This is a genomic window from Gracilibacillus sp. HCP3S3_G5_2, from assembly GCF_052063305.1.
Taxonomy (GTDB): Bacteria; Bacillota; Bacilli; order Bacillales; family Amphibacillaceae; genus Gracilibacillus.
Genome location: NZ_JBQHXU010000002.1, coordinates 47,173 through 65,243, shown reverse-complemented (window position 1 = coordinate 65,243; position 18,071 = coordinate 47,173). Strand labels below are relative to the sequence as shown.

General features: G+C 34.7%; 19 protein-coding genes. All 19 read left to right on the top strand.

What is annotated here, in order from left to right; genetic code table 11:
• Position 1 precedes the first annotated feature (1 nt).
• The 19 genes from flhB to ACTNEP_RS02605 all read left to right on the top strand — a co-directional run bounded on the left by flhB (position 2) and on the right by ACTNEP_RS02605 (position 18,055).
• Entirely contained in the window at positions 2-1,081 is a 1,080-nt protein-coding gene (gene flhB, locus ACTNEP_RS02695; RefSeq protein ID WP_441160052.1) for a flagellar biosynthesis protein FlhB, read from the top strand.
• A 33-nt stretch (positions 1,082-1,114) separates the two neighbouring features.
• The gene (gene flhA, locus ACTNEP_RS02690; protein ID WP_441160051.1) at positions 1,115-3,148 is read left to right on the top strand and encodes a flagellar biosynthesis protein FlhA; all 2,034 of its coding nucleotides are present in this window, start codon (positions 1,115-1,117) and stop codon (positions 3,146-3,148) included.
• Positions 3,145-4,254, top strand: coding sequence for a flagellar biosynthesis protein FlhF (gene flhF, locus ACTNEP_RS02685; RefSeq protein ID WP_441160049.1), 1,110 nt, complete (start codon positions 3,145-3,147; stop codon positions 4,252-4,254). The genes flhA and flhF overlap by 4 nt, the downstream gene beginning before the upstream one ends.
• Before the next feature lie 2 nt (positions 4,255-4,256).
• Positions 4,257-5,111 (top strand): MinD/ParA family protein, encoded by an 855-nt coding sequence (locus tag ACTNEP_RS02680; protein WP_441160048.1) that lies wholly within the window; start codon positions 4,257-4,259, stop codon positions 5,109-5,111.
• Positions 5,112-5,120: 9 nt separating this feature from the next.
• Entirely contained in the window at positions 5,121-6,158 is a 1,038-nt protein-coding gene (locus ACTNEP_RS02675) for a protein-glutamate methylesterase/protein-glutamine glutaminase (RefSeq protein ID WP_441160047.1), read from the top strand.
• Positions 6,159-6,174: 16 nt separating this feature from the next.
• The gene (locus tag ACTNEP_RS02670) at positions 6,175-8,208 is read left to right on the top strand and encodes a chemotaxis protein CheA (RefSeq protein ID WP_441160046.1); all 2,034 of its coding nucleotides are present in this window, start codon (positions 6,175-6,177) and stop codon (positions 8,206-8,208) included.
• A gap of 10 nt (positions 8,209-8,218) precedes the next feature.
• Complete coding sequence (locus ACTNEP_RS02665; protein ID WP_441160045.1) at positions 8,219-8,686, top strand: chemotaxis protein CheW; 468 nt, start codon at positions 8,219-8,221, stop codon at positions 8,684-8,686.
• A gap of 4 nt (positions 8,687-8,690) precedes the next feature.
• Positions 8,691-9,317, top strand: coding sequence for a chemotaxis protein CheC (locus tag ACTNEP_RS02660; RefSeq protein ID WP_441160043.1), 627 nt, complete (start codon positions 8,691-8,693; stop codon positions 9,315-9,317).
• Positions 9,314-9,805 (top strand): chemotaxis protein CheD, encoded by a 492-nt coding sequence (locus ACTNEP_RS02655; protein WP_441160042.1) that lies wholly within the window; start codon positions 9,314-9,316, stop codon positions 9,803-9,805. Before ACTNEP_RS02660 ends, ACTNEP_RS02655 begins: the two co-directional genes overlap by 4 nt.
• Positions 9,806-9,835: 30 nt before the next feature.
• Positions 9,836-10,615 (top strand): FliA/WhiG family RNA polymerase sigma factor, encoded by a 780-nt coding sequence (locus tag ACTNEP_RS02650; protein WP_441160041.1) that lies wholly within the window; start codon positions 9,836-9,838, stop codon positions 10,613-10,615.
• Between the two features lie 2 nt (positions 10,616-10,617).
• Positions 10,618-11,985 (top strand): DUF342 domain-containing protein, encoded by a 1,368-nt coding sequence (locus ACTNEP_RS02645; RefSeq protein ID WP_441160040.1) that lies wholly within the window; start codon positions 10,618-10,620, stop codon positions 11,983-11,985.
• 64 nt (positions 11,986-12,049) lie between these two features.
• A complete protein-coding gene (locus tag ACTNEP_RS02640) occupies positions 12,050-12,355 on the top strand; it encodes a hypothetical protein (RefSeq protein WP_441160038.1) in 306 nt (101 codons plus the stop codon).
• A 10-nt stretch (positions 12,356-12,365) separates the two neighbouring features.
• Complete coding sequence (locus tag ACTNEP_RS02635; protein WP_441160037.1) at positions 12,366-12,839, top strand: DUF6115 domain-containing protein; 474 nt, start codon at positions 12,366-12,368, stop codon at positions 12,837-12,839.
• Between the two features lie 158 nt (positions 12,840-12,997).
• Positions 12,998-13,765: a 30S ribosomal protein S2 gene (rpsB, locus tag ACTNEP_RS02630; protein WP_441160036.1), complete on the top strand. Its 768-nt coding sequence runs from the start codon at positions 12,998-13,000 to the stop codon at positions 13,763-13,765.
• 79 nt (positions 13,766-13,844) lie between these two features.
• A complete protein-coding gene (gene tsf / locus ACTNEP_RS02625) occupies positions 13,845-14,732 on the top strand; it encodes a translation elongation factor Ts (RefSeq protein ID WP_441160035.1) in 888 nt (295 codons plus the stop codon).
• A 342-nt stretch (positions 14,733-15,074) separates the two neighbouring features.
• A complete protein-coding gene (pyrH, locus tag ACTNEP_RS02620) occupies positions 15,075-15,797 on the top strand; it encodes a UMP kinase (RefSeq protein ID WP_441160033.1) in 723 nt (240 codons plus the stop codon).
• Between the two features lie 2 nt (positions 15,798-15,799).
• Entirely contained in the window at positions 15,800-16,357 is a 558-nt protein-coding gene (gene frr / locus ACTNEP_RS02615) for a ribosome recycling factor (RefSeq protein ID WP_441160032.1), read from the top strand.
• Positions 16,358-16,487: 130 nt separating this feature from the next.
• Positions 16,488-17,258, top strand: a complete 771-nt coding sequence (locus ACTNEP_RS02610; protein WP_441160030.1) for an isoprenyl transferase — start codon at positions 16,488-16,490, stop codon at positions 17,256-17,258.
• Between the two features lie 14 nt (positions 17,259-17,272).
• A complete protein-coding gene (locus ACTNEP_RS02605) occupies positions 17,273-18,055 on the top strand; it encodes a phosphatidate cytidylyltransferase (protein ID WP_441160029.1) in 783 nt (260 codons plus the stop codon).
• Positions 18,056-18,071 lie beyond the last annotated feature (16 nt).

Here is an 18,071-nt window from a genome sequence, read left to right as displayed (position 1 = left end):
CATGAAATTACGTCTGGACCTCCAGTATTTCGCTGGAGAAAAAACTGAAAAAGCAACTCCAAAGAAAAGACAAGATGTTCGTAAGAAAGGCCAAGTGGCAAAAAGTCAAGATGTAAATACAGCAATATTATTATTTTTTGTGTTTATTATTCTGCTTGTAACAGGTGATTTGCTGAAGAATACAATGACCAACATGTACAGCAAGTCATTTACTGAATATATTCATCATGAAGTAACGGAGGATGAATTATTCAGCATGTTTTTAGATATCTTATTTAATATCAGTATTGCGATCGCACCGATTATGTTAATTGCTATTGTCGCAGGACTGGCTTCAAATTTTATGCAAATCGGCTTTTTATTTTCCACAGAACCATTAAAAATGAAGTTAAATAAAATAGATCCTATTCAAGGTGCTAAAAGAATTTTTTCTGCAAGAGCATTGGTAGAGTTAGTTAAATCGCTTTTGAAAATTATCGTGGTAGGAGTTATTACGTTCTCTATCATATGGATGAATCGGGATGAAATGATGATGTTAGTCGATAAAGAGGTAAATGGAGCTTTAGCTTTTTTCGGCCAGATGACAATCCAGATGGGGATTGCAGCAGCAATTGGCTTACTGATTATATCGGTAATTGATTATGCTTATCAGAAATACGATTTCGAAAAGCAAAACAGAATGTCTAAAAATGATATCAAAGATGAACATAAAAACATCGAAGGTGATCCTTTAATCAAATCAAAAATTAAAGAAAAACAAAGGCAAATGGCGATGCAAAGAATGATGAGTGAAGTGCCGAATGCGGATGTTGTTATTACCAATCCAACTCATTATGCGATTGCAATTAAATACGATGAATCAAAGGCTGATGCGCCATATGTTGTTGCGAAAGGTGTCGATTTTGTTGCGATGCGTATAAAGGATATTGCGCGACATCATGAAGTAGTTATGGTGGAAAATCGACCTTTAGCAAGAGCATTATATGATCAAGTGGAAATTGATGAAGTCATAGGGGAAGAATTTTTCCAGGCTGTGGCGGAAATTTTGGCTTATGTTTATCGAATTCAAAAGAAGATTTAAGATCGTTGTGTTACGTAAAGGAGTTGTAAGAGGATGAAAGCTAGAGATTTTTCCGTTTTATTTGGTGTTATATCTATTATTATTATGTTAGTTATCCCTCTCCCAGGGTGGTTATTAAGTATTCTGATTTTAACCAATATATCTCTAGCATTAATCGTTATATTAGTTGCTATCAATACAACAGAGGCCTTACAATTCTCTGTTTTTCCTTCGTTACTTTTGTTATTGACTTTGTTTCGATTAGGTTTGAATGTGTCTACTACCCGCTCGATTCTATCAGAAGCAGACGCAGGTGGAGTAGTGGAAACGTTCGGTACATTCGTTATCGGAGATAACCCTTTGGTAGGTTTTGTAGTATTTGTAATTTTAGTTATCATACAATTTTTAGTTATTACCAAAGGTAGTGAACGTGTATCCGAAGTGGCAGCGCGTTTTACTTTGGATGCTATGCCAGGAAAGCAAATGAGTATAGATGCTGATTTAAATGCCGGCATGATCAATGAACAACAAGCGAAAGAACGCCGTGAGAAAATCGAACATGAAGCCGATTTTTATGGGGCGATGGATGGAGCTAGTAAATTTGTCAAAGGGGATGCTATTGCAGGTATTATTATTGTACTTATCAATATTATATTTGGTCTTATTATTGGTATGGCACAGCTAGGGTTAACCTTTAATGAAGCTATTGATACATATATGCGCTTAACAGTTGGAGATGGCTTAGTGAGCCAAATTCCGGCATTACTTATATCAACAGCTACCGGAATCGTAGTTACGAGAGTAGCTTCAGAGGGGAATCTAAGTGCTGATGTTAGCCAACAATTACTTAGATATCCAACTCTGCTTTATGTAGCAGGTGGTACTATCTTCTTCTTAGGATTTACACCTATTAATTTTGGTCTTACAACGATGATTGCAGCTGTATTAATTATTAGTGCTTATTTCTTATCGAGAAGGACACAGGCAGAAGAAGTACCAACAGATGATCAAATAGATGAATCAGAGTCAGAAGAGATGCAATCACCAGATAATGTTGTCGGTCTAATTAATATGGATCCAATAGAATTTGAGTTTGGTTATGGATTAATTCCTTTAGCAGATTCTAATCAAGGCGGTGATTTGTTAGATCGTGTTGTTATGATTAGACGCCAATTGGCAATTGAATTAGGATTAGTTATTCCAGTTGTAAGAATTCGAGATAATATTCAATTAAATCCAAATGAATATCGCCTTAAAATAAAAGGAAATGAAGTAGCTAGAGGGGAATTATTACTTGATCATTATTTAGCAATGAGCCCAGGTATTGAAAATGATGAACTAGAAGGTATTGATACAGTTGAACCTGCTTTTGGATTACCTGCTAAGTGGATAACAGATGAGGTTAGAGATGATGCGGAAATGTCCGGTTATACTGTCGTAGATCCGCCGTCTGTTGTTTCCACCCATATAACAGAAATAATTAAACGATTTGCACATCAATTAATTGGCCGACAAGAGACACAACAATTAATCGATCATCTAAAAGAATCTAATCCAATTCTAGTAGAAGAGGTAACTCCAGAGCCATTAGCTGTTGGGGACGTTCAAAAAGTATTGGCAAAACTATTACGAGAGAACGTATCTATTAAAAACTTACCAGTTATTTTCGAAACTTTGGCTGATTTTGCCAAAATGACAACTGATACCGATTTATTAACTGAATATGTTAGACAATCATTATCCGTACAGATTACAAATGATATTCTGCAAGGTAAACAACAATTGAAGGTCATAACTGTTTCTGGTGAAGTAGAGAAATTAATTGCAGAGCATATACAGCAAACAGAACACGGCAGTTATTTAGCAATGGAGCCTGATACACAACAACAAGTGATTCAATCTGTCTCAGAAAATGTAGAGAACATGAGCTTGCAGGAAGAGACACCTGTAATCTTATGCTCTCCAACTATTCGAATGTATTTTAAACAACTATTAGATCGTTTTTATCCACATGTGATCGTACTTTCCTATAATGAACTGGAACCAACTGCAGAAATTCAAAGCATCGGGGTGGTGAATGTAGCATGAAAGTAAAAAAGTTTAAGGGTTCTACAATGCCGGAAGTAATGCAGGTTGTTAGAAAAGAATTAGGTTCAGATGCCGTTATATTAAATTCTAGAGTTATACATGAAGGTGGATTTTTAGGACTTTTCAAAAAAAGAAAAATCGAAGTATTGGCGGCAATTGATAACGCAACGTTACCAAAGAAAAAAAATCTAACCGGTAAAATTGAATCAGACGCACTTGCTAAGGTTAAATCGAAACCAGTGAGTCCTAATCAAGAAGATGTTCTGAAGGAAATACGCGAAATGAAGCACTGGATGCAAAAGAATGCTACGAAGAATGCCACTTTTAAACAGGAATATCAGTTGGTGTACGATCAATTAATCAATCAAGAAGTAGATCAGGAAATTGCTTATGAGTTGATCGAATCAATACAAGAAAGATTGAAGGACGATGAGATAGAAGAGTCGCAAATGAAAAATCAATTGTCTTTTGAGATAAAGCATCGAATTGCCAATAAAGGGACTTTTGGTGGTGAAATTTTTGATAAAAAATTTATTCATCTAGTTGGACCAACTGGAGTTGGAAAAACTACGACAATAGCAAAGTTAGCAGCAGATTGTGTATTGAATCGGCAAAAAAAGGTAGCTTTCATCACCACAGATACGTATCGAATTGCAGCGATTGAGCAATTAAAGACATATTCAAAAATTCTAGATGTTCCAATCGAAATAGCCTACAATCTAGATGATTATCAAAAAGCTAAAAGAAAGTTTCAAGATTATGATTATGTTTTCGTTGATACAGCTGGTCGAAACTTTAGAGATGAACAATACATTAAAGAATTAGGTAAAATTGTTGATTTAAAGCATGAAGTAAATACGTATCTAGTTCTTTCATTAACAACGAGAGCGAAGGATTTAGAAGAGATCTATCAACAATTTGATACCATACCAATTAAACAACTTATTTTAACGAAGAAAGATGAAACAGCTACTTATGGATCGATATTAAATTTATGTCTAAAGTATAAAATTGGAATTGCTTATATGACTAATGGTCAGGATGTACCAGATGATATTGAGGAAGTTTCCATAGATCATATTGCAAAATTAATAGTTGGTGATTAAAATTGGCGGATCAAGCAGCGAAGCTAAGAAAAAAATTAAAAGGTGTTCACAGCCAGTACCATGCTAAAACGATAGCGGTGGTTAGTGGTAAAGGCGGAGTAGGAAAGTCTAATATTGCATTGAATTTTTCTTTATCTTTAGCTAAAAAAGGTAAAAAAGTTTTACTATTCGACCTAGATATAGGAATGGGAAACATTGATATATTACTAGGGAAAAGTTCAAGCTATTCAATTATAAATATGTTCGAGAAAAATTTGTCAATATATGATATTATAGAAATAGGACCAAATGCCTTATACTATATCCCTGGTGGTAGTGGTCAAGATGATATTTTCTTGTTGGATGACGAGAGATTACAGTATTTTCTTGAGCAGTTAGAACAGATTATGGGAGAATATGACTATATCATTTTTGATATGGGGGCGGGGGTTACACACGAAACAATACATTACATTCTAGCTGTGGACGAATGTATTCTTGTTACAACTCCAGAGCCAACTTCGATGACAGATGGATATTCCATGATAAAACATGTTCTATTACAACAAGCGACTAAATTTCATTTAATTATTAACCGTTCTAAAAATAATAAACAAGGTATTGAGGTTATGAACCGTATGCATAGCGCTGTCAAACGCTTTTTGGATCATGAGATTACTACACTTGGAACAATTCCTGATGATTCAGCTGTTACCGAAGCTGTCTTAGCGCAGAAACCTTTTATCATTCATAATCCTAAATCAAAAGCATCGGTTGCTCTTGAACATGTTACTAATAATTATCTGGGGGAAATGTCGGAAAATTCAGAAGGTCTAGGATTTCTCAACAGACTTAGAAGATTTATGACAGAAAGGTAGAAATCTCTGATGACAAAACGTGTATTAGTTGTTGATGATTCAGCATTTATGAGAAAGATGATATCAAATATCCTCCATTCATCTGTTTATTTAGAAGTAGTAGCTACAGCAAGAAATGGAAAGGATGCATTACAAAAGGTAATCGAATTGAAGCCGGATGTAATTACGTTAGATGTAGAAATGCCAGTAATGGATGGGATTTCGACTTTGAAAGAAATTATGGTAAAGGCGCCTACCCCTGTTGTCATGCTGTCCAGTTTAACAAAATCGGGGGCAGATAAAACAATAGAAGCTATGTCATACGGTGCTGTTGACTTTATTGCAAAACCGTCTGGTTCAATATCGCTGAATATTGCCGATATTCAACGAGAAATAATTCAAAAGGTGGAGAATGCTTCACGAGCTAATTACAAATTTTTAGTCAATGCATCCACAACCATTACACCGAAAAGCTATAAACCTATTTCAAGTAATCGACCAATTGTCGCCATAGGATCTTCCACTGGAGGACCTAGAGCATTACAAGAAATTATTACGAAATTACCTGCTAATTATCCATCACCAGTTGTTATTGTTCAGCATATGCCAAAAGGATTTACAAAATCATTAGCTGAACGACTCGATAAATTGTCAAAGGTAAAAGTAAAGGAAGTAGAAGATGGGGATGTAATTGAAAATGGAAACGTGTATTTAGCTCCTGGAGGAAATCAGTTTAGAGTAAAAGAGATTCGAAACAAATTGTATGCAGAAGTAAAAAAAGAAAAACCGGTAAATGGTCACCAGCCGTCTGTAGATGTTTTGTTTGAATCGATTGCCCAAATACAAAATTGTCACCCTTTAGCCGTAATATTGACTGGAATGGGAAGTGATGGATCAAATGGTATGGTACAACTGAAAAAGAAACATCCAAGAACTATTGCAATATCTCAGTCAAAAGAAACATGTGTAGTATATGGTATGCCTCAAGCCGCAGTAAAAACCAGTTTAGTAGACTACGTAGAAGATCTAGATAGAATTAGTCAAGTATTAATGCAAAAAATTCCTTAGAAGAGGTGAAATACCGATGGAAAATAATGAGTACCTGGAAGTATTTATTGAGGAAAGTAAAGAACATATCCAATCATTAAATGATCAATTGTTAGTGTTAGAAAATGAGCCGGAAAATATGGATACAGTAGGTGAAATTTTCCGATCAGCTCATACTTTAAAAGGAATGGCGGCAACAATGGGCTTTCAAGATCTGGCTGATTTAACCCATAAGATGGAGAATGTACTTGATGCGGTACGAAATGGCCAGTTAAAGATCACTTCTGACATCATCGATGTAATTTTTCAGGCGGTTGACCAACTTGAAGGAATGGTTCTCGATATTTCTGAAGGAGGAGACGGTTCCTCAGATGTACAGGAGTTAGTAAGTAAATTACTAGCTATCGAAAATAATGAAGAAGTAGAGAAAGTAAATGAAAGAGATAATAGTGCTAATAAAACAAAACCAGTAAGCAATGATCAGCCACATTTTGATCAATTAGATCAATTCGAATTAGCTATTATAGATCAATCGAAAGAAAAAGGATTTGAAAATTTAGAAGTAACCATAAAATTAAATGAAAATTGTCTATTAAAAGCTGCTCGTGTTTATATGGTTTTTGAAGTATTGGAGCAGATTGGAGAAGTAATTAAGTCCGACCCAACAGTACAAGAACTTGAAGAAGAAAACTTTGATCTTCAGTTTCATGTTTTACTAGTAACGAAAGATAGCCCAGATGAAGTAAAACAAAAAGTTCTCAAGGTGTCTGAAATTGAAAAAGTTTCGGTATCAACGTTTATGAACGAAAAATATAGAGATAACAATAAAACGGAAAAAGAAACGTCCGCTAACAACGACGTAGTATCTGAAAATAAAAGCAAAGAATCAGAAGATAGTAAGAAAAAGACGGCTAAAGGCGTTACTGGTAAAACGATACGAGTTAACATAGATCGACTGGATGGATTAATGAATCTATTTGAAGAATTAGTTATCGATAGAGGCCGCTTAGAACAGATCTCGGCAAATCTTAAACATGCAGAATTACAAGAAACAGTTGAGAGAATGTCTCGGATTTCAGGCGATTTACAAAATATTATTTTGAATATGAGAATGGTTCCGATAGAACAAGTGTTCAATCGATTTCCACGGATGGTTCGTCAATTATCAAAAGATCTTGGCAAGAAAATCAACCTGGAAATTGTCGGAGCAGAAACAGAGTTGGATCGTACCGTTATCGACGAAATTGGTGATCCGCTCGTACACTTGATTCGAAATGCATTAGATCATGGTGTGGAAACGCCTGAACAACGAGTAGCTAATGGTAAAAATGAAGAAGGACATTTATTGTTACAAGCTTACCATAGTGGTAACCATGTCTTTATCGAAATCTCTGATGATGGAGCAGGAATAAATAGAGATAAAGTAGTAAACAAAGCAATTTCCAATAACGTGATTACAACTGAAGAAGCTAATCAGTTAACAGATAAAGAAGTATATCAACTAATTATGTCTAGTGGCTTTTCAACTGCAGATAAGATTAGTGATGTCTCTGGTCGTGGTGTCGGTTTAGATGTTGTGAAGAATACTATTGAATCACTTGGTGGTAACATTACGATCGAATCTGAAGAAGGCAAAGGCTCGCTATTTTCCATACAACTACCATTAACTCTATCCATCATCTCTGTATTATTAGTAGAAGTTGAAAAGGAAAAATATGCAATCCCATTATCGTCTATTATTGAAACTGCCATTATTAATAGATCAGAAATTTTAAATGCACATAATAAAAAGGTCATTGACTTTAGAGGAAAAGTAGTACCGTTACTAGATTTAAAAAATGTATTTGAAGTACCAACTGAGAATGAAGAAGAGGAGTTATCTTCCGTTGTTATTATCCGAAAAGGAGACAAGATGGCAGGACTTGTTGTTGACTCCTTCATCGGTCAGCAAGAAATTGTTTTAAAATCGTTAGGTGACTATTTAGGAGATGTGTTTGCTATTTCAGGTGCTACCATTCTAGGCGATGGACAGGTAGCGCTAATTGTCGATACAAACTCATTAATAAATTAGGAGGGTTAACATGGAAGAAGCAATCAGCAATCACAAGTCGATTATTATCGAGTTGGACCAAGAAGAATATGCGATTCCTGTTGAAGTTGTTGGTGCGATTGAACGGATACAGCATATTACTAGAGTTCCGAAAACAGCAAATTTCGTTAAAGGTGTTATTAATCTCCGAGGAGTTGTGACACCAATTATTGATTTGCGAGAGCGATTCGGTATGACTACTACAGAATATACGGAAAGCACAAGAATCATCATTATTCATTTGGAGAAATATGATGTAGGCTTTATTGTCGATGCTGCTTATGATGTGTTAGAAATTCCAGAAGATATAATTGAACCTGCTCCACAAGTTATTGGAACAATTGATGCAGATTATATAAATGGGGTAGCAAAAGTCGGCAAGAGACTCATCATGCTTTTAGATCTGGAACGAGTATTATCACTAGAGTCATATCGCGCTGCAGCAGGGCAAGAAGGTTAAGTAAATGGTCAATATGGATAACCTATCGCAACAACATTTAGACGTGTTAAAGGAAATAGGTAATATTGGTGCTGGGAATGCTGCTACCGCACTGTCAAGTTTATTAGGAAAAAAAATAGAAATGACAGTCCCCTCAATTAAAATTGTCGGATTCAATGAATTAATGGAATATGTAGGTGGACCTGAACAAGTAATCGTTAGTGTATTCTTAAGAATACAAGGTGAAGCACCAGGAAGTATGTTCTTTGTGCTGTCACCCGAGGAATCGAGTTTATTAGTTGAACAATTAACGGGCGTATCCGGTGAAAATTTGGAAGAAAATGAACTGGCTATTTCAGCTATATCAGAGATAGGTAATATTCTTTCAGGGTCTTATTTGTCAGCTTTATCTGATTTTACATCTATTAATATGCAACCGACAGTACCTAATTTGGCGATTGATATGGCAGCAGCTATTTTGATGCAAGGACTTCTTGAGATATCTCAGGAAAGTGACTACGCAATTATTGTTGATACGAAGATAGAGGAAGAAGAACAATCAAATGAGTCGGTGAAAGGACATTTCTTTTTATTACCCGACCCTGACTCTTTTGATGAAATATTCAAAGCACTAGGGGTCGAAGAGAAATGACAACCATCGCAACTGTTGTTAAAGTAGGGATTGCAGATTTACAGGTTACAAAGATACCAAATACATTAAAAACTTCTGGATTAGGTTCTTGCGTGGGCGTTGTCATCTATGAACAATCTATAGCCGGACTTGCGCATGTGATGTTACCAGAATCAACTGCATCCAAAAAAGCAATAGCGAACGTAATGAAGTATGCAGATACAGCGATTGATTTACTTTTAGAACAGCTACTTTCTGAAGGAGCACGTAAATCAAAATTGAAAGCAAAAATTGCTGGAGGAGCACATATGTTTTCGTTTCAATCTGATAATAATATGTTGAAAATTGGTGAAAGAAATGTGGAAGCGGTGCTTGCAAAATTAAAAGAGCATAGAGTTCCTGTTGTAGCACAAGATGTTGGTGGAAATAAAGGGAGAACAATTGAATTCAATATTGAAACAGGTATGCTGGAAGTTCGAACAGTAAACAGTGGGGTTATGCAAATTTAAATAGTATTAGTATAGAAATGAGGTGATTCGATGGTCAAAGATACAATTGCAGAAAAAAGTTTGTGGAATAAATGGTTACATAATAAAGATGAGAAAAATACGAATGAATTAATTGAAAATTATATGTATCTTGTTCAATATCATGTCCAACGAATTGCTGTCAACCTACCGAAAAGCGTAAACAAAGATGATATTAAAAGTTTGGCACTTTTCGGATTGTATGATGCGATTTTAAAATTTGATAACACTCGTGATCTAAAATTTGACACTTATGCTTCGTTCCGTATAAAGGGAGCCATTATAGATGGGTTAAGAAAAGAAGATTGGTTACCTCGAACAACGCGTGATAAAGTAAAGAAAATAGAACATGCAATCGAAGTGTTAGAGCAATCGTTGCAGCGTGAAGCAACCCCTAATGAAATTGCAGAATATTTAGGGTTAACAACGGAAGAGGTAGAGGATTCATTAAAAGATAGCTTTTTTGCTAATCTTTTGTCAATGGAGGAGAAAAGTAAAAATACCTCAGAAGAAACAAAAGAAGGAATCGGCTATCTTATCCCAGATGATAGAGAACCTTTACCTGAAGAAAATATAGTACAAAAGGAAAATCACCGGGAATTAATAAAATGTATCCAACAATTAAACGAAAATGAGCAAATGGTATTAAGTTTGTTTTATGATAAAGAATTAACATTCACAGAAATTGGTAAAGTATTAGGCTTAACAACTTCAAGGATTTCACAAATTCATAAACAAGCCATAGTAAAGGTTCGTCATTTATTTAAAAAAAATAGTATAGGCGGGGCTTGATCATGAATGAAATAAAAGAAAAAATAGATATAAAAATCTCCAAAAATCGATTAGTAGCTACGTTGTATCTGAAAGACCCAGATACTATTGAAGAAATTACGCAAGAAGAAATTCTTCAGTTACTGGATAATTATGAAATAGTATTTGGAGTTATTAACTTATCTGAATTCGATTGGAAGCAAAAACTAAAAGATGATAGTGAATTTATCATTGCAGAAGGAAAAAAACCGGAAAATGGTATAGATGGAAAATTAATTGTGAAGCAGTCTACCGACAGTTCTTTAGCAGAAGAAGAAAAAAAGAATTTTAGAGATGTTACCAAAATTCCGATGGTTCAAGAAAATGATATATTAGCTCAATTAATACCTCCAACTGACGGTGAACCAGGAATTGATGTCTTTAATAACCTTCTTAAACAAAAGAAAGGTAAGCCTTACAAATGTAAACCAGGGGAAAATGTATCTTTTAATGAATCTGATCAAACTTTTATTGCCACCTCAGATGGACAATTATCCGTTGGTAATCACCTAATAAGCGTATATCCATTATATGAAATAAGTGGTGACCTATCACTTAAAACTGGTAATATTGAATTTAATGGTTCAGTAATCATAAAAGGAAATGTTCCTACCGGTTATCGTGTCACAGCTAAAGGCGATATAACTGTCTATGGGATTGTAGAAGCCTCTTTTATCGAAGCTGGTGGCAATATTTTAATAAAAGAAGGAATTGCAGGCATGGAGAAAGCAGTTATTACAGCTGGTTTGGATCTGGAAGCTGGTTATATTAATCAAGCAGAAGTGAAAGCAGGTAAAGACCTAAAAGTGAGAAAGTCAATCATGCATTCTAATTGTGTTGCACAAGATAATATTTTCTGTATTAATGGAAGTATTATTGGTGGTAGTTGTTCAGCTGGAAAAGTGATCGAAGTAAAAAACCTCGGAAATCTAGCTAATTCCAAAACAGAATTAGCGTTTGGCATCCAAAAACAGATATTAGATCGTGTAAGCGGTTTAAAGAAAAAACAAAAAGAATTAACGGAAAATCAACAGAAATTACAAATATTAGGAGAACGTTTAAAGCAGAAGAAAGATTCTGTTGGTGAGTTGTCAACGAAAGAAAGAATTACGTTACTTAAGCAGCGTAATATGCTAGAAAAAATGACAGAAAAACTACTAATAATTGAAAATGAATTAAATCAATTACAATTTGAAATAGGGAATTATAAAGGGATGAAATTAATTGTTAAAGGCAAAGCATATGAGAATGTTGAGTTAATGTTTGGCAAGTACAAGCGTGTTTTACATCAGGAGCATCGGTACTTTCAAGCTTACTTAGAAGAGAAAGAAATTACTATACAATCTCTTTAGCTAAACTGTTATACTAAAAGCAGAAAAATCTATCATTATTCATTTCAAATATAGGAGGCCTCCTATGAGTTGGAAAGCTGTAGAAATGCAGGTTGCATTACCTAGAACACAGGATGCTGGTAAGATACAAGATCAACTCCAGCAACAAGGAAGAATTGTTCAAAATCAACTGGCACAGTCAATGGCTAATGAGGAACTAAGAAAACGTAAACAGGTTTTAGAACAACAAGCAAGTGAACAATTAAAGAATAATAAGAAAAAAAGTGATAACCAATTTGAAGCAGCTTCAGGCGGTAAGAAAAAAGAAAACATCCATCCATATCATTATAGACATCCTTACTTAGGAAATAAAGTAGATTTTAGCGGTTAAGAGGTAAATTATGGTATATATATTATTATTAAGTAGTTTTATTATTCATATTGTAACATTTGTGATTATCCGTCAACTGAAATTAAAACAAGATACATTAGTAACAGTAGAAGAGAATGTCAATCAGCAAGTTAAAAATATTGAAGACACACTTGCTGTCTATCTAGTGGAATTAAAACAGGAGAATGAAAACTTTATGAAGCAAGTAGAAAAGTTTCATGAGCCTAAACATAAGATGGAAAATAAGAGCGAGGAACAACAAGTTAATAAACAACCAGTTGAAGTGGTCAATACTTATTCTGATACAACGGGGTATCAACCAATCTCAGATGTGGAGCAAGTGGAAGATGTGGTGGAGCATTCTATTACTGCATCTGTTCTTCATTTGTATGAAAAAGGTTATACTGTTGAAGAAATCGCTAAACAACTAGACAAAGGGAAAACAGAAATAGCACTTTTATTGAAATTTCAACAAAAAAAATGAATTATCGCTTGATTGCCATTATACATTATGGTATATTTATTTTCGGTGTTAAATACACACGTTTGTGGAAGGTGCAAGTGGTGCTAACTGTCGTTAGTCCTTGGATCATATGAAACAAATGGAGGAATAAAAACCAATTTACAGGAGGAAAAAAATTCATGGCAGTTATTTCAATGAAACAACTACTAGAAGCTGGTGTTCATTTCGGACATCAAACACGCCGTTGGAATCCAAAGATGAAGAAATATATCTTCACAGAGCGTAACGGTATTTACATTATTGACTTACAAAAAACAGTGAAAAAGGTAGAAGAAGCGTATAATTTCATTAAAGAAATCGCTGAAAACGATGGAACTGTTTTGTTTGTAGGTACAAAAAAACAAGCACAAGAATCAGTGAAAGAAGAAGCGACTCGTTCCGGAATGTTCTATGTAAACCAACGTTGGTTGGGTGGAACATTAACTAACTTTGAAACAATTCGTAAACGTATCAATCGTTTGAAAGATATCGAAAAAATGGAAGAAGACGGAACTTTCGAAGTATTACCTAAGAAAGAAGTTGTTGGTCTTCTTAAAGAAAAAGAGCGCTTAGTGAAATTCTTGGGTGGTATTAAAGAAATGAATAAAATCCCTGATGCTTTATTCATTATTGATCCAAGAAAAGAGCGCATTGCTGTTGCAGAAGCGCATAAGTTAAACATTCCGATCGTTGGTATTGTTGATACAAACTGCGATCCAGATGAGATTGATTATGTAATTCCAGCGAATGATGATGCAATTCGCGCTGTCAAACTTCTTACTGGTAAAATGGCAGATGCTATTTTAGAAGCAAAACAAGGAGAAGTAACAGAAGAAGTTGTTGAAGAACCTGCTCAAGAAGTAGAGGCTACTACAGAAGAAGCAGAAGTTGAATCTGTAGAAGAGTAATTAAAGGTTTTGGTGATAAGAGGGAGACCTTTTATCACCTTTTTTTCAGCAAGATATGATATTAAAGGAGGAATCTCTAATGGCAATTACAGCAAAATTAGTAAAAGAACTAAGAGAAAAAACTGGTGCTGGGATGATGGATTGTAAAAAAGCACTTCAAGAAACTGATGGTAACATTGATCAAGCAATTGACTATCTTCGTGAAAAAGGTATTTCTAAAGCTGCCAAAAAAGCAGACCGTATTGCTGCGGAAGGTTCAGCTTATGTGGAAGTGTCTGGTAATGAAGCGGTATTATTAGAATTGAACTGTGAAACTGACTTTGTTACGAAAAACGATCAGTTCAAAACGTTAGCACAAGATCTTGCTAAACATATTCTTTCACAAAAACCAGAAACTGTTGAAGAAGCTCTCAACCAACCACTTAACGGAGACGGTGAAACAGTAGAAGCGTTCATCAACGCTAACATTGCAAAAATCGGAGAGAAAATTTCCTTACGCCGTTTCACATTGTTTAATAAATCTGATAATGATGTGTTTGGTGCATATATCCATATGGGTGGTACCATTGGCGTAGTTACAGTTCTTGAAGGAACAACTGATGAGCAAGTAGCGAAAGACATTGCTATGCACGTAGCAGCTGTAAATCCTAAATATCTATCTCGTGATGCTGTTTCTGCAGAAGATGTAGAAAAAGAACGTGAAGTACTTAAAACTCAAGCTTTAAACGAAGGTAAACCAGAGCATATAGTAGAAAAAATGGTAGAGGGACGTCTTAACAAATTCTTTGAAGAAATTTGCTTGCTAGATCAAAGTTTTGTAAAAGACCCTGATCAAAAAGTAAAACAAATTGTGAAAAACCATAATGCAACAGTTAAATCTTTCGTTCGCTATGAAGTTGGCGAAGGTATTGAAAAACGTGAAGATAACTTTGCGGAAGAAGTAATGAATCAAGTAAACAAAAAATAACTTGAACAAAAAGAGGGGCACTTGGTGTCCCTTTTCTTTGAGGAGTTGTACGCGAAATCAAGTCTTTTCTATCAAGTTTAATTGTTTATCGTAGACTTCAAAGCAAGCTTGAAAAAATACTTAATCACTCACAATTACAAAATGCAGGGAATAGATATAACTGTGCGTGGGCGGTTTTCATTATGTGAAGAGAGGTAACTTTCTTTCGTCAAACATACATGATGAAATGATTTTATAAGAATACTACTTTATAATATATTTTAGAAAATGGAAGATTCTACTCCCTTTTACTTGGCGAAAATCTTCATTTTCTTTATAATATTTACATATATGGAGGTAATTATGGCTACTGCTAACTACAGAAGAATTGTTCTTAAATTAAGTGGTGAAGCTCTGAGTGGTGAACAAGGGTTTGGTCTTGAACCATCTATTATACAATCTGTGGCAAAACAGGTAAAAGATATTGTGGAATTAGGTGTAGAAGTTGCAATAGTTGTTGGTGGTGGCAACATATGGCGTGGTAAAGTAGGTAGTGAAATGGGGATGGATCGTGCTAATGCTGATTATATGGGGATGCTTGCTACAGTAATGAATTCATTAGCACTTCAGGATAGTCTTGAAAATGTAGGGATACCAACACGTGTCCAAACCTCTATCGAAATGCGTCAAGTGGCTGAACCATATATTCGCCGTAAAGCCATTCGTCATCTAGAGAAAAAACGTGTAGTTATTTTTGCTGCTGGTACCGGAAACCCGTATTTCTCCACTGATACAACTGCAGCATTACGGGCAGCAGAAATAGAAGCAGATGTTATTTTAATGGCAAAAAATAATGTAGACGGCGTATATACTGCTGATCCAAAAGTTGATAAACAAGCGAAAAAATATGATGAATTATCTTACTTGGAAATTCTCAATGAAGGATTAGGTGTGATGGACTCAACAGCATCATCATTATGTATGGATAATAATATACCATTACTTGTATTCTCCATATCAGAGGAAGGAAACATTAAAAAAGCGGTAATTGGTGAAAATATTGGAACGATTATAAGGGGGAGTTAAACATGTCTGAACAATTAATTAAAGAAACACGTGAGAAAATGGATCAAGCGGTAAAAGCATATTCTAAAAACCTGGCAACAGTCAGAGCAGGAAGAGCAAATCCGGCATTATTAGATAGTGTACAGGTAGAATACTACGGTGCATTAACACCGTTAAACCAATTAGCATCTATCTCAGTTCCAGAAGCACGTTTATTAGTTATTACTCCATTTGATAAATCTACTGTTTCTGATATCGAAAAAGCCATTCAAAAGGCTGATCTGGGATTATCACCGTCAAATGACGGAAATGTAGTTAGAATTAACATTCCTCCATTAACCGAAGAACGTCGTAAAGATCTCGTGAAAGTAGTTGGTAAGTATTCGGAAGAAGCTAAAGTGCAAATCCGTAATATTCGTCGTGATGCTAATGATCAATTAAAGAAAGACGAAAAAAATGGTGAGCTTACTGTAGATGATCTAAGAGCTTTTCAAGATGATGTTCAAACAGAAACAGATGCTCATATTAAAAAAATTGATGAATTAACGAAAGAAAAAGAACAAGAAATTATGGAAGTCTAAGCAAAAAAAAGGTAGAATAAATGATGAGTGTAGAAGCCCTCTTAATAAGAAGAGGGTTTTTCCACTTTACATGACTATCATACATACAATATGGAATGAATAGAACGGTTATAAATAATGGAGGATAATTATGCGGTTGTTTAAACTTCCTTTTAAAATAGTTAATCAAGACAGAAATGTGAAGATATCAGAAATAAAAACTGAAAACATACCAAAACACATCGCTATCATTATGGATGGGAATGGCAGATGGGCACAACGAAGAGGTCTGCCACGTGTTGCCGGTCATCGTGAAGGAATGGATAATGTTAAACGAATTGTAAAGGCAGCAAATCAATTACAAGTTGAGATTTTAACCTTATATGCATTTTCTACAGAAAATTGGAAACGTCCATCAAATGAAGTAGAATATATTATGAAGTTACCAATTGATTTCTTACAGCATTATTTGCCAGAATTAGTGGAAGAAAATGTGCGTGTTCAAACGATTGGCGAATTCGATGACTTACCAAAGAATACTAAAGCAGCCATCGTGAAAGCAAAAGAACAAACAGCAGATAATACGGGTTTAATTCTAAATATTGCGATAAATTATGGTAGTCGCTTTGAAATGATACGTTCGATCAAGGAGATTTGCCAGGAAGTACAGGAAGGTAAGTATGGGATCGAAGAAATTACAGAAGCTACCTTAAGTGAGCATTTATACACTTCTCATATAAAAGATCCGGATTTGTTAATTCGCACTAGCGGTGAATTGAGATTAAGTAATTTTTTACTTTGGCAATCTGCTTATACAGAATTATGGTTTACGGATACGTTGTGGCCAGACTTTAGTACGGAAGAATTTGAAAAAGCCATCAACGATTTTCAAAAAAGAAAACGTCGTTATGGTGGAATATAAGGTGTGAAAATAATATGAAAAAAAGAATAATCACAGCAATTATTGCTATTTTGCTTTTCTTTCCATTTATATTTTTAAGTGGTTTACCCTTTCAAATAATCATGTATATTATTGCGACAATAGGTTTTTTGGAGCTTTTACATATGAGAAAGATGACAAAATATCCTATACCTACAGTTTTAGGCGTTGTTTTATTATGGTCTCTGTTATTTCAAGATGAATATTTATTTTTTTCCACACGATTAGAACTGCTCATGTTTTTTGTGTTAGTTTTATTAGGATATACTGTGTTGCTTAAAAATAAATTTACATTTGAAGATGCGGGTTTTTTAATTTTAGCAGCAATCTATGTAGGTTTAGGCTTTTATTATTTCATTCAAACAAGGGATGTTGAAAATGGACTAGTTTATATTTTTTATGCTATTCTAGTGATATTGTCAACAGATACAGGGGCTTATTTTTTTGGGAGAGCATTTGGAAAACACAAGCTTTGGCCACAAATTAGCCCGAATAAAACAATAGAAGGTGCAATGGGTGGAATATTAGTAGCTTGCTTAGTAGCAATTGTTTTTCAAAAATTTTTCCCTGTACATGAATCATTGTTTTTAGTTATCATTGTTACCATTATAGCTTCTATGTTTGCTCAAATAGGTGATCTTGTTGAGTCAGCTATAAAAAGACATTATGATGTGAAAGATTCCGGGAAGCTATTGCCAGGGCATGGAGGTATATTAGACCGTTTTGATAGCTGGCTATTTGTATTCCCTTTATTACATTTTATTCATTTTATACCATAGACTATTAACAATAGGA

Bases quoted from the DNA above. Each gene is read 5' to 3' on its own strand.
- ACTNEP_RS02670 (WP_441160046.1), top strand. From the start codon at position 6,175: ATGGAAAATAATGAGTACCTGGAAGTATTTATTGAGGAAAGTAAAGAA.
- flhB (WP_441160052.1), top strand. From the start codon at position 2: ATGAAATTACGTCTGGACCTCCAGTATTTCGCTGGAGAAAAAACTGAA.
- ACTNEP_RS02640 (WP_441160038.1), top strand. From the start codon at position 12,050: ATGAGTTGGAAAGCTGTAGAAATGCAGGTTGCATTACCTAGAACACAG.
- ACTNEP_RS02610 (WP_441160030.1), top strand. From the start codon at position 16,488: ATGCGGTTGTTTAAACTTCCTTTTAAAATAGTTAATCAAGACAGAAAT.
- ACTNEP_RS02675 (WP_441160047.1), top strand. From the start codon at position 5,121: ATGACAAAACGTGTATTAGTTGTTGATGATTCAGCATTTATGAGAAAG.
- ACTNEP_RS02660 (WP_441160043.1), top strand. From the start codon at position 8,691: ATGGTCAATATGGATAACCTATCGCAACAACATTTAGACGTGTTAAAG.
- rpsB (WP_441160036.1), top strand. From the start codon at position 12,998: ATGGCAGTTATTTCAATGAAACAACTACTAGAAGCTGGTGTTCATTTC.
- ACTNEP_RS02605 (WP_441160029.1), top strand. From the start codon at position 17,273: ATGAAAAAAAGAATAATCACAGCAATTATTGCTATTTTGCTTTTCTTT.
- flhF (WP_441160049.1), top strand. From the start codon at position 3,145: ATGAAAGTAAAAAAGTTTAAGGGTTCTACAATGCCGGAAGTAATGCAG.
- ACTNEP_RS02655 (WP_441160042.1), top strand. From the start codon at position 9,314: ATGACAACCATCGCAACTGTTGTTAAAGTAGGGATTGCAGATTTACAG.
- frr (WP_441160032.1), top strand. From the start codon at position 15,800: ATGTCTGAACAATTAATTAAAGAAACACGTGAGAAAATGGATCAAGCG.
- pyrH (WP_441160033.1), top strand. From the start codon at position 15,075: ATGGCTACTGCTAACTACAGAAGAATTGTTCTTAAATTAAGTGGTGAA.
- ACTNEP_RS02635 (WP_441160037.1), top strand. From the start codon at position 12,366: ATGGTATATATATTATTATTAAGTAGTTTTATTATTCATATTGTAACA.
- ACTNEP_RS02665 (WP_441160045.1), top strand. From the start codon at position 8,219: ATGGAAGAAGCAATCAGCAATCACAAGTCGATTATTATCGAGTTGGAC.
- ACTNEP_RS02645 (WP_441160040.1), top strand. From the start codon at position 10,618: ATGAATGAAATAAAAGAAAAAATAGATATAAAAATCTCCAAAAATCGA.
- ACTNEP_RS02650 (WP_441160041.1), top strand. From the start codon at position 9,836: ATGGTCAAAGATACAATTGCAGAAAAAAGTTTGTGGAATAAATGGTTA.
- flhA (WP_441160051.1), top strand. From the start codon at position 1,115: ATGAAAGCTAGAGATTTTTCCGTTTTATTTGGTGTTATATCTATTATT.
- tsf (WP_441160035.1), top strand. From the start codon at position 13,845: ATGGCAATTACAGCAAAATTAGTAAAAGAACTAAGAGAAAAAACTGGT.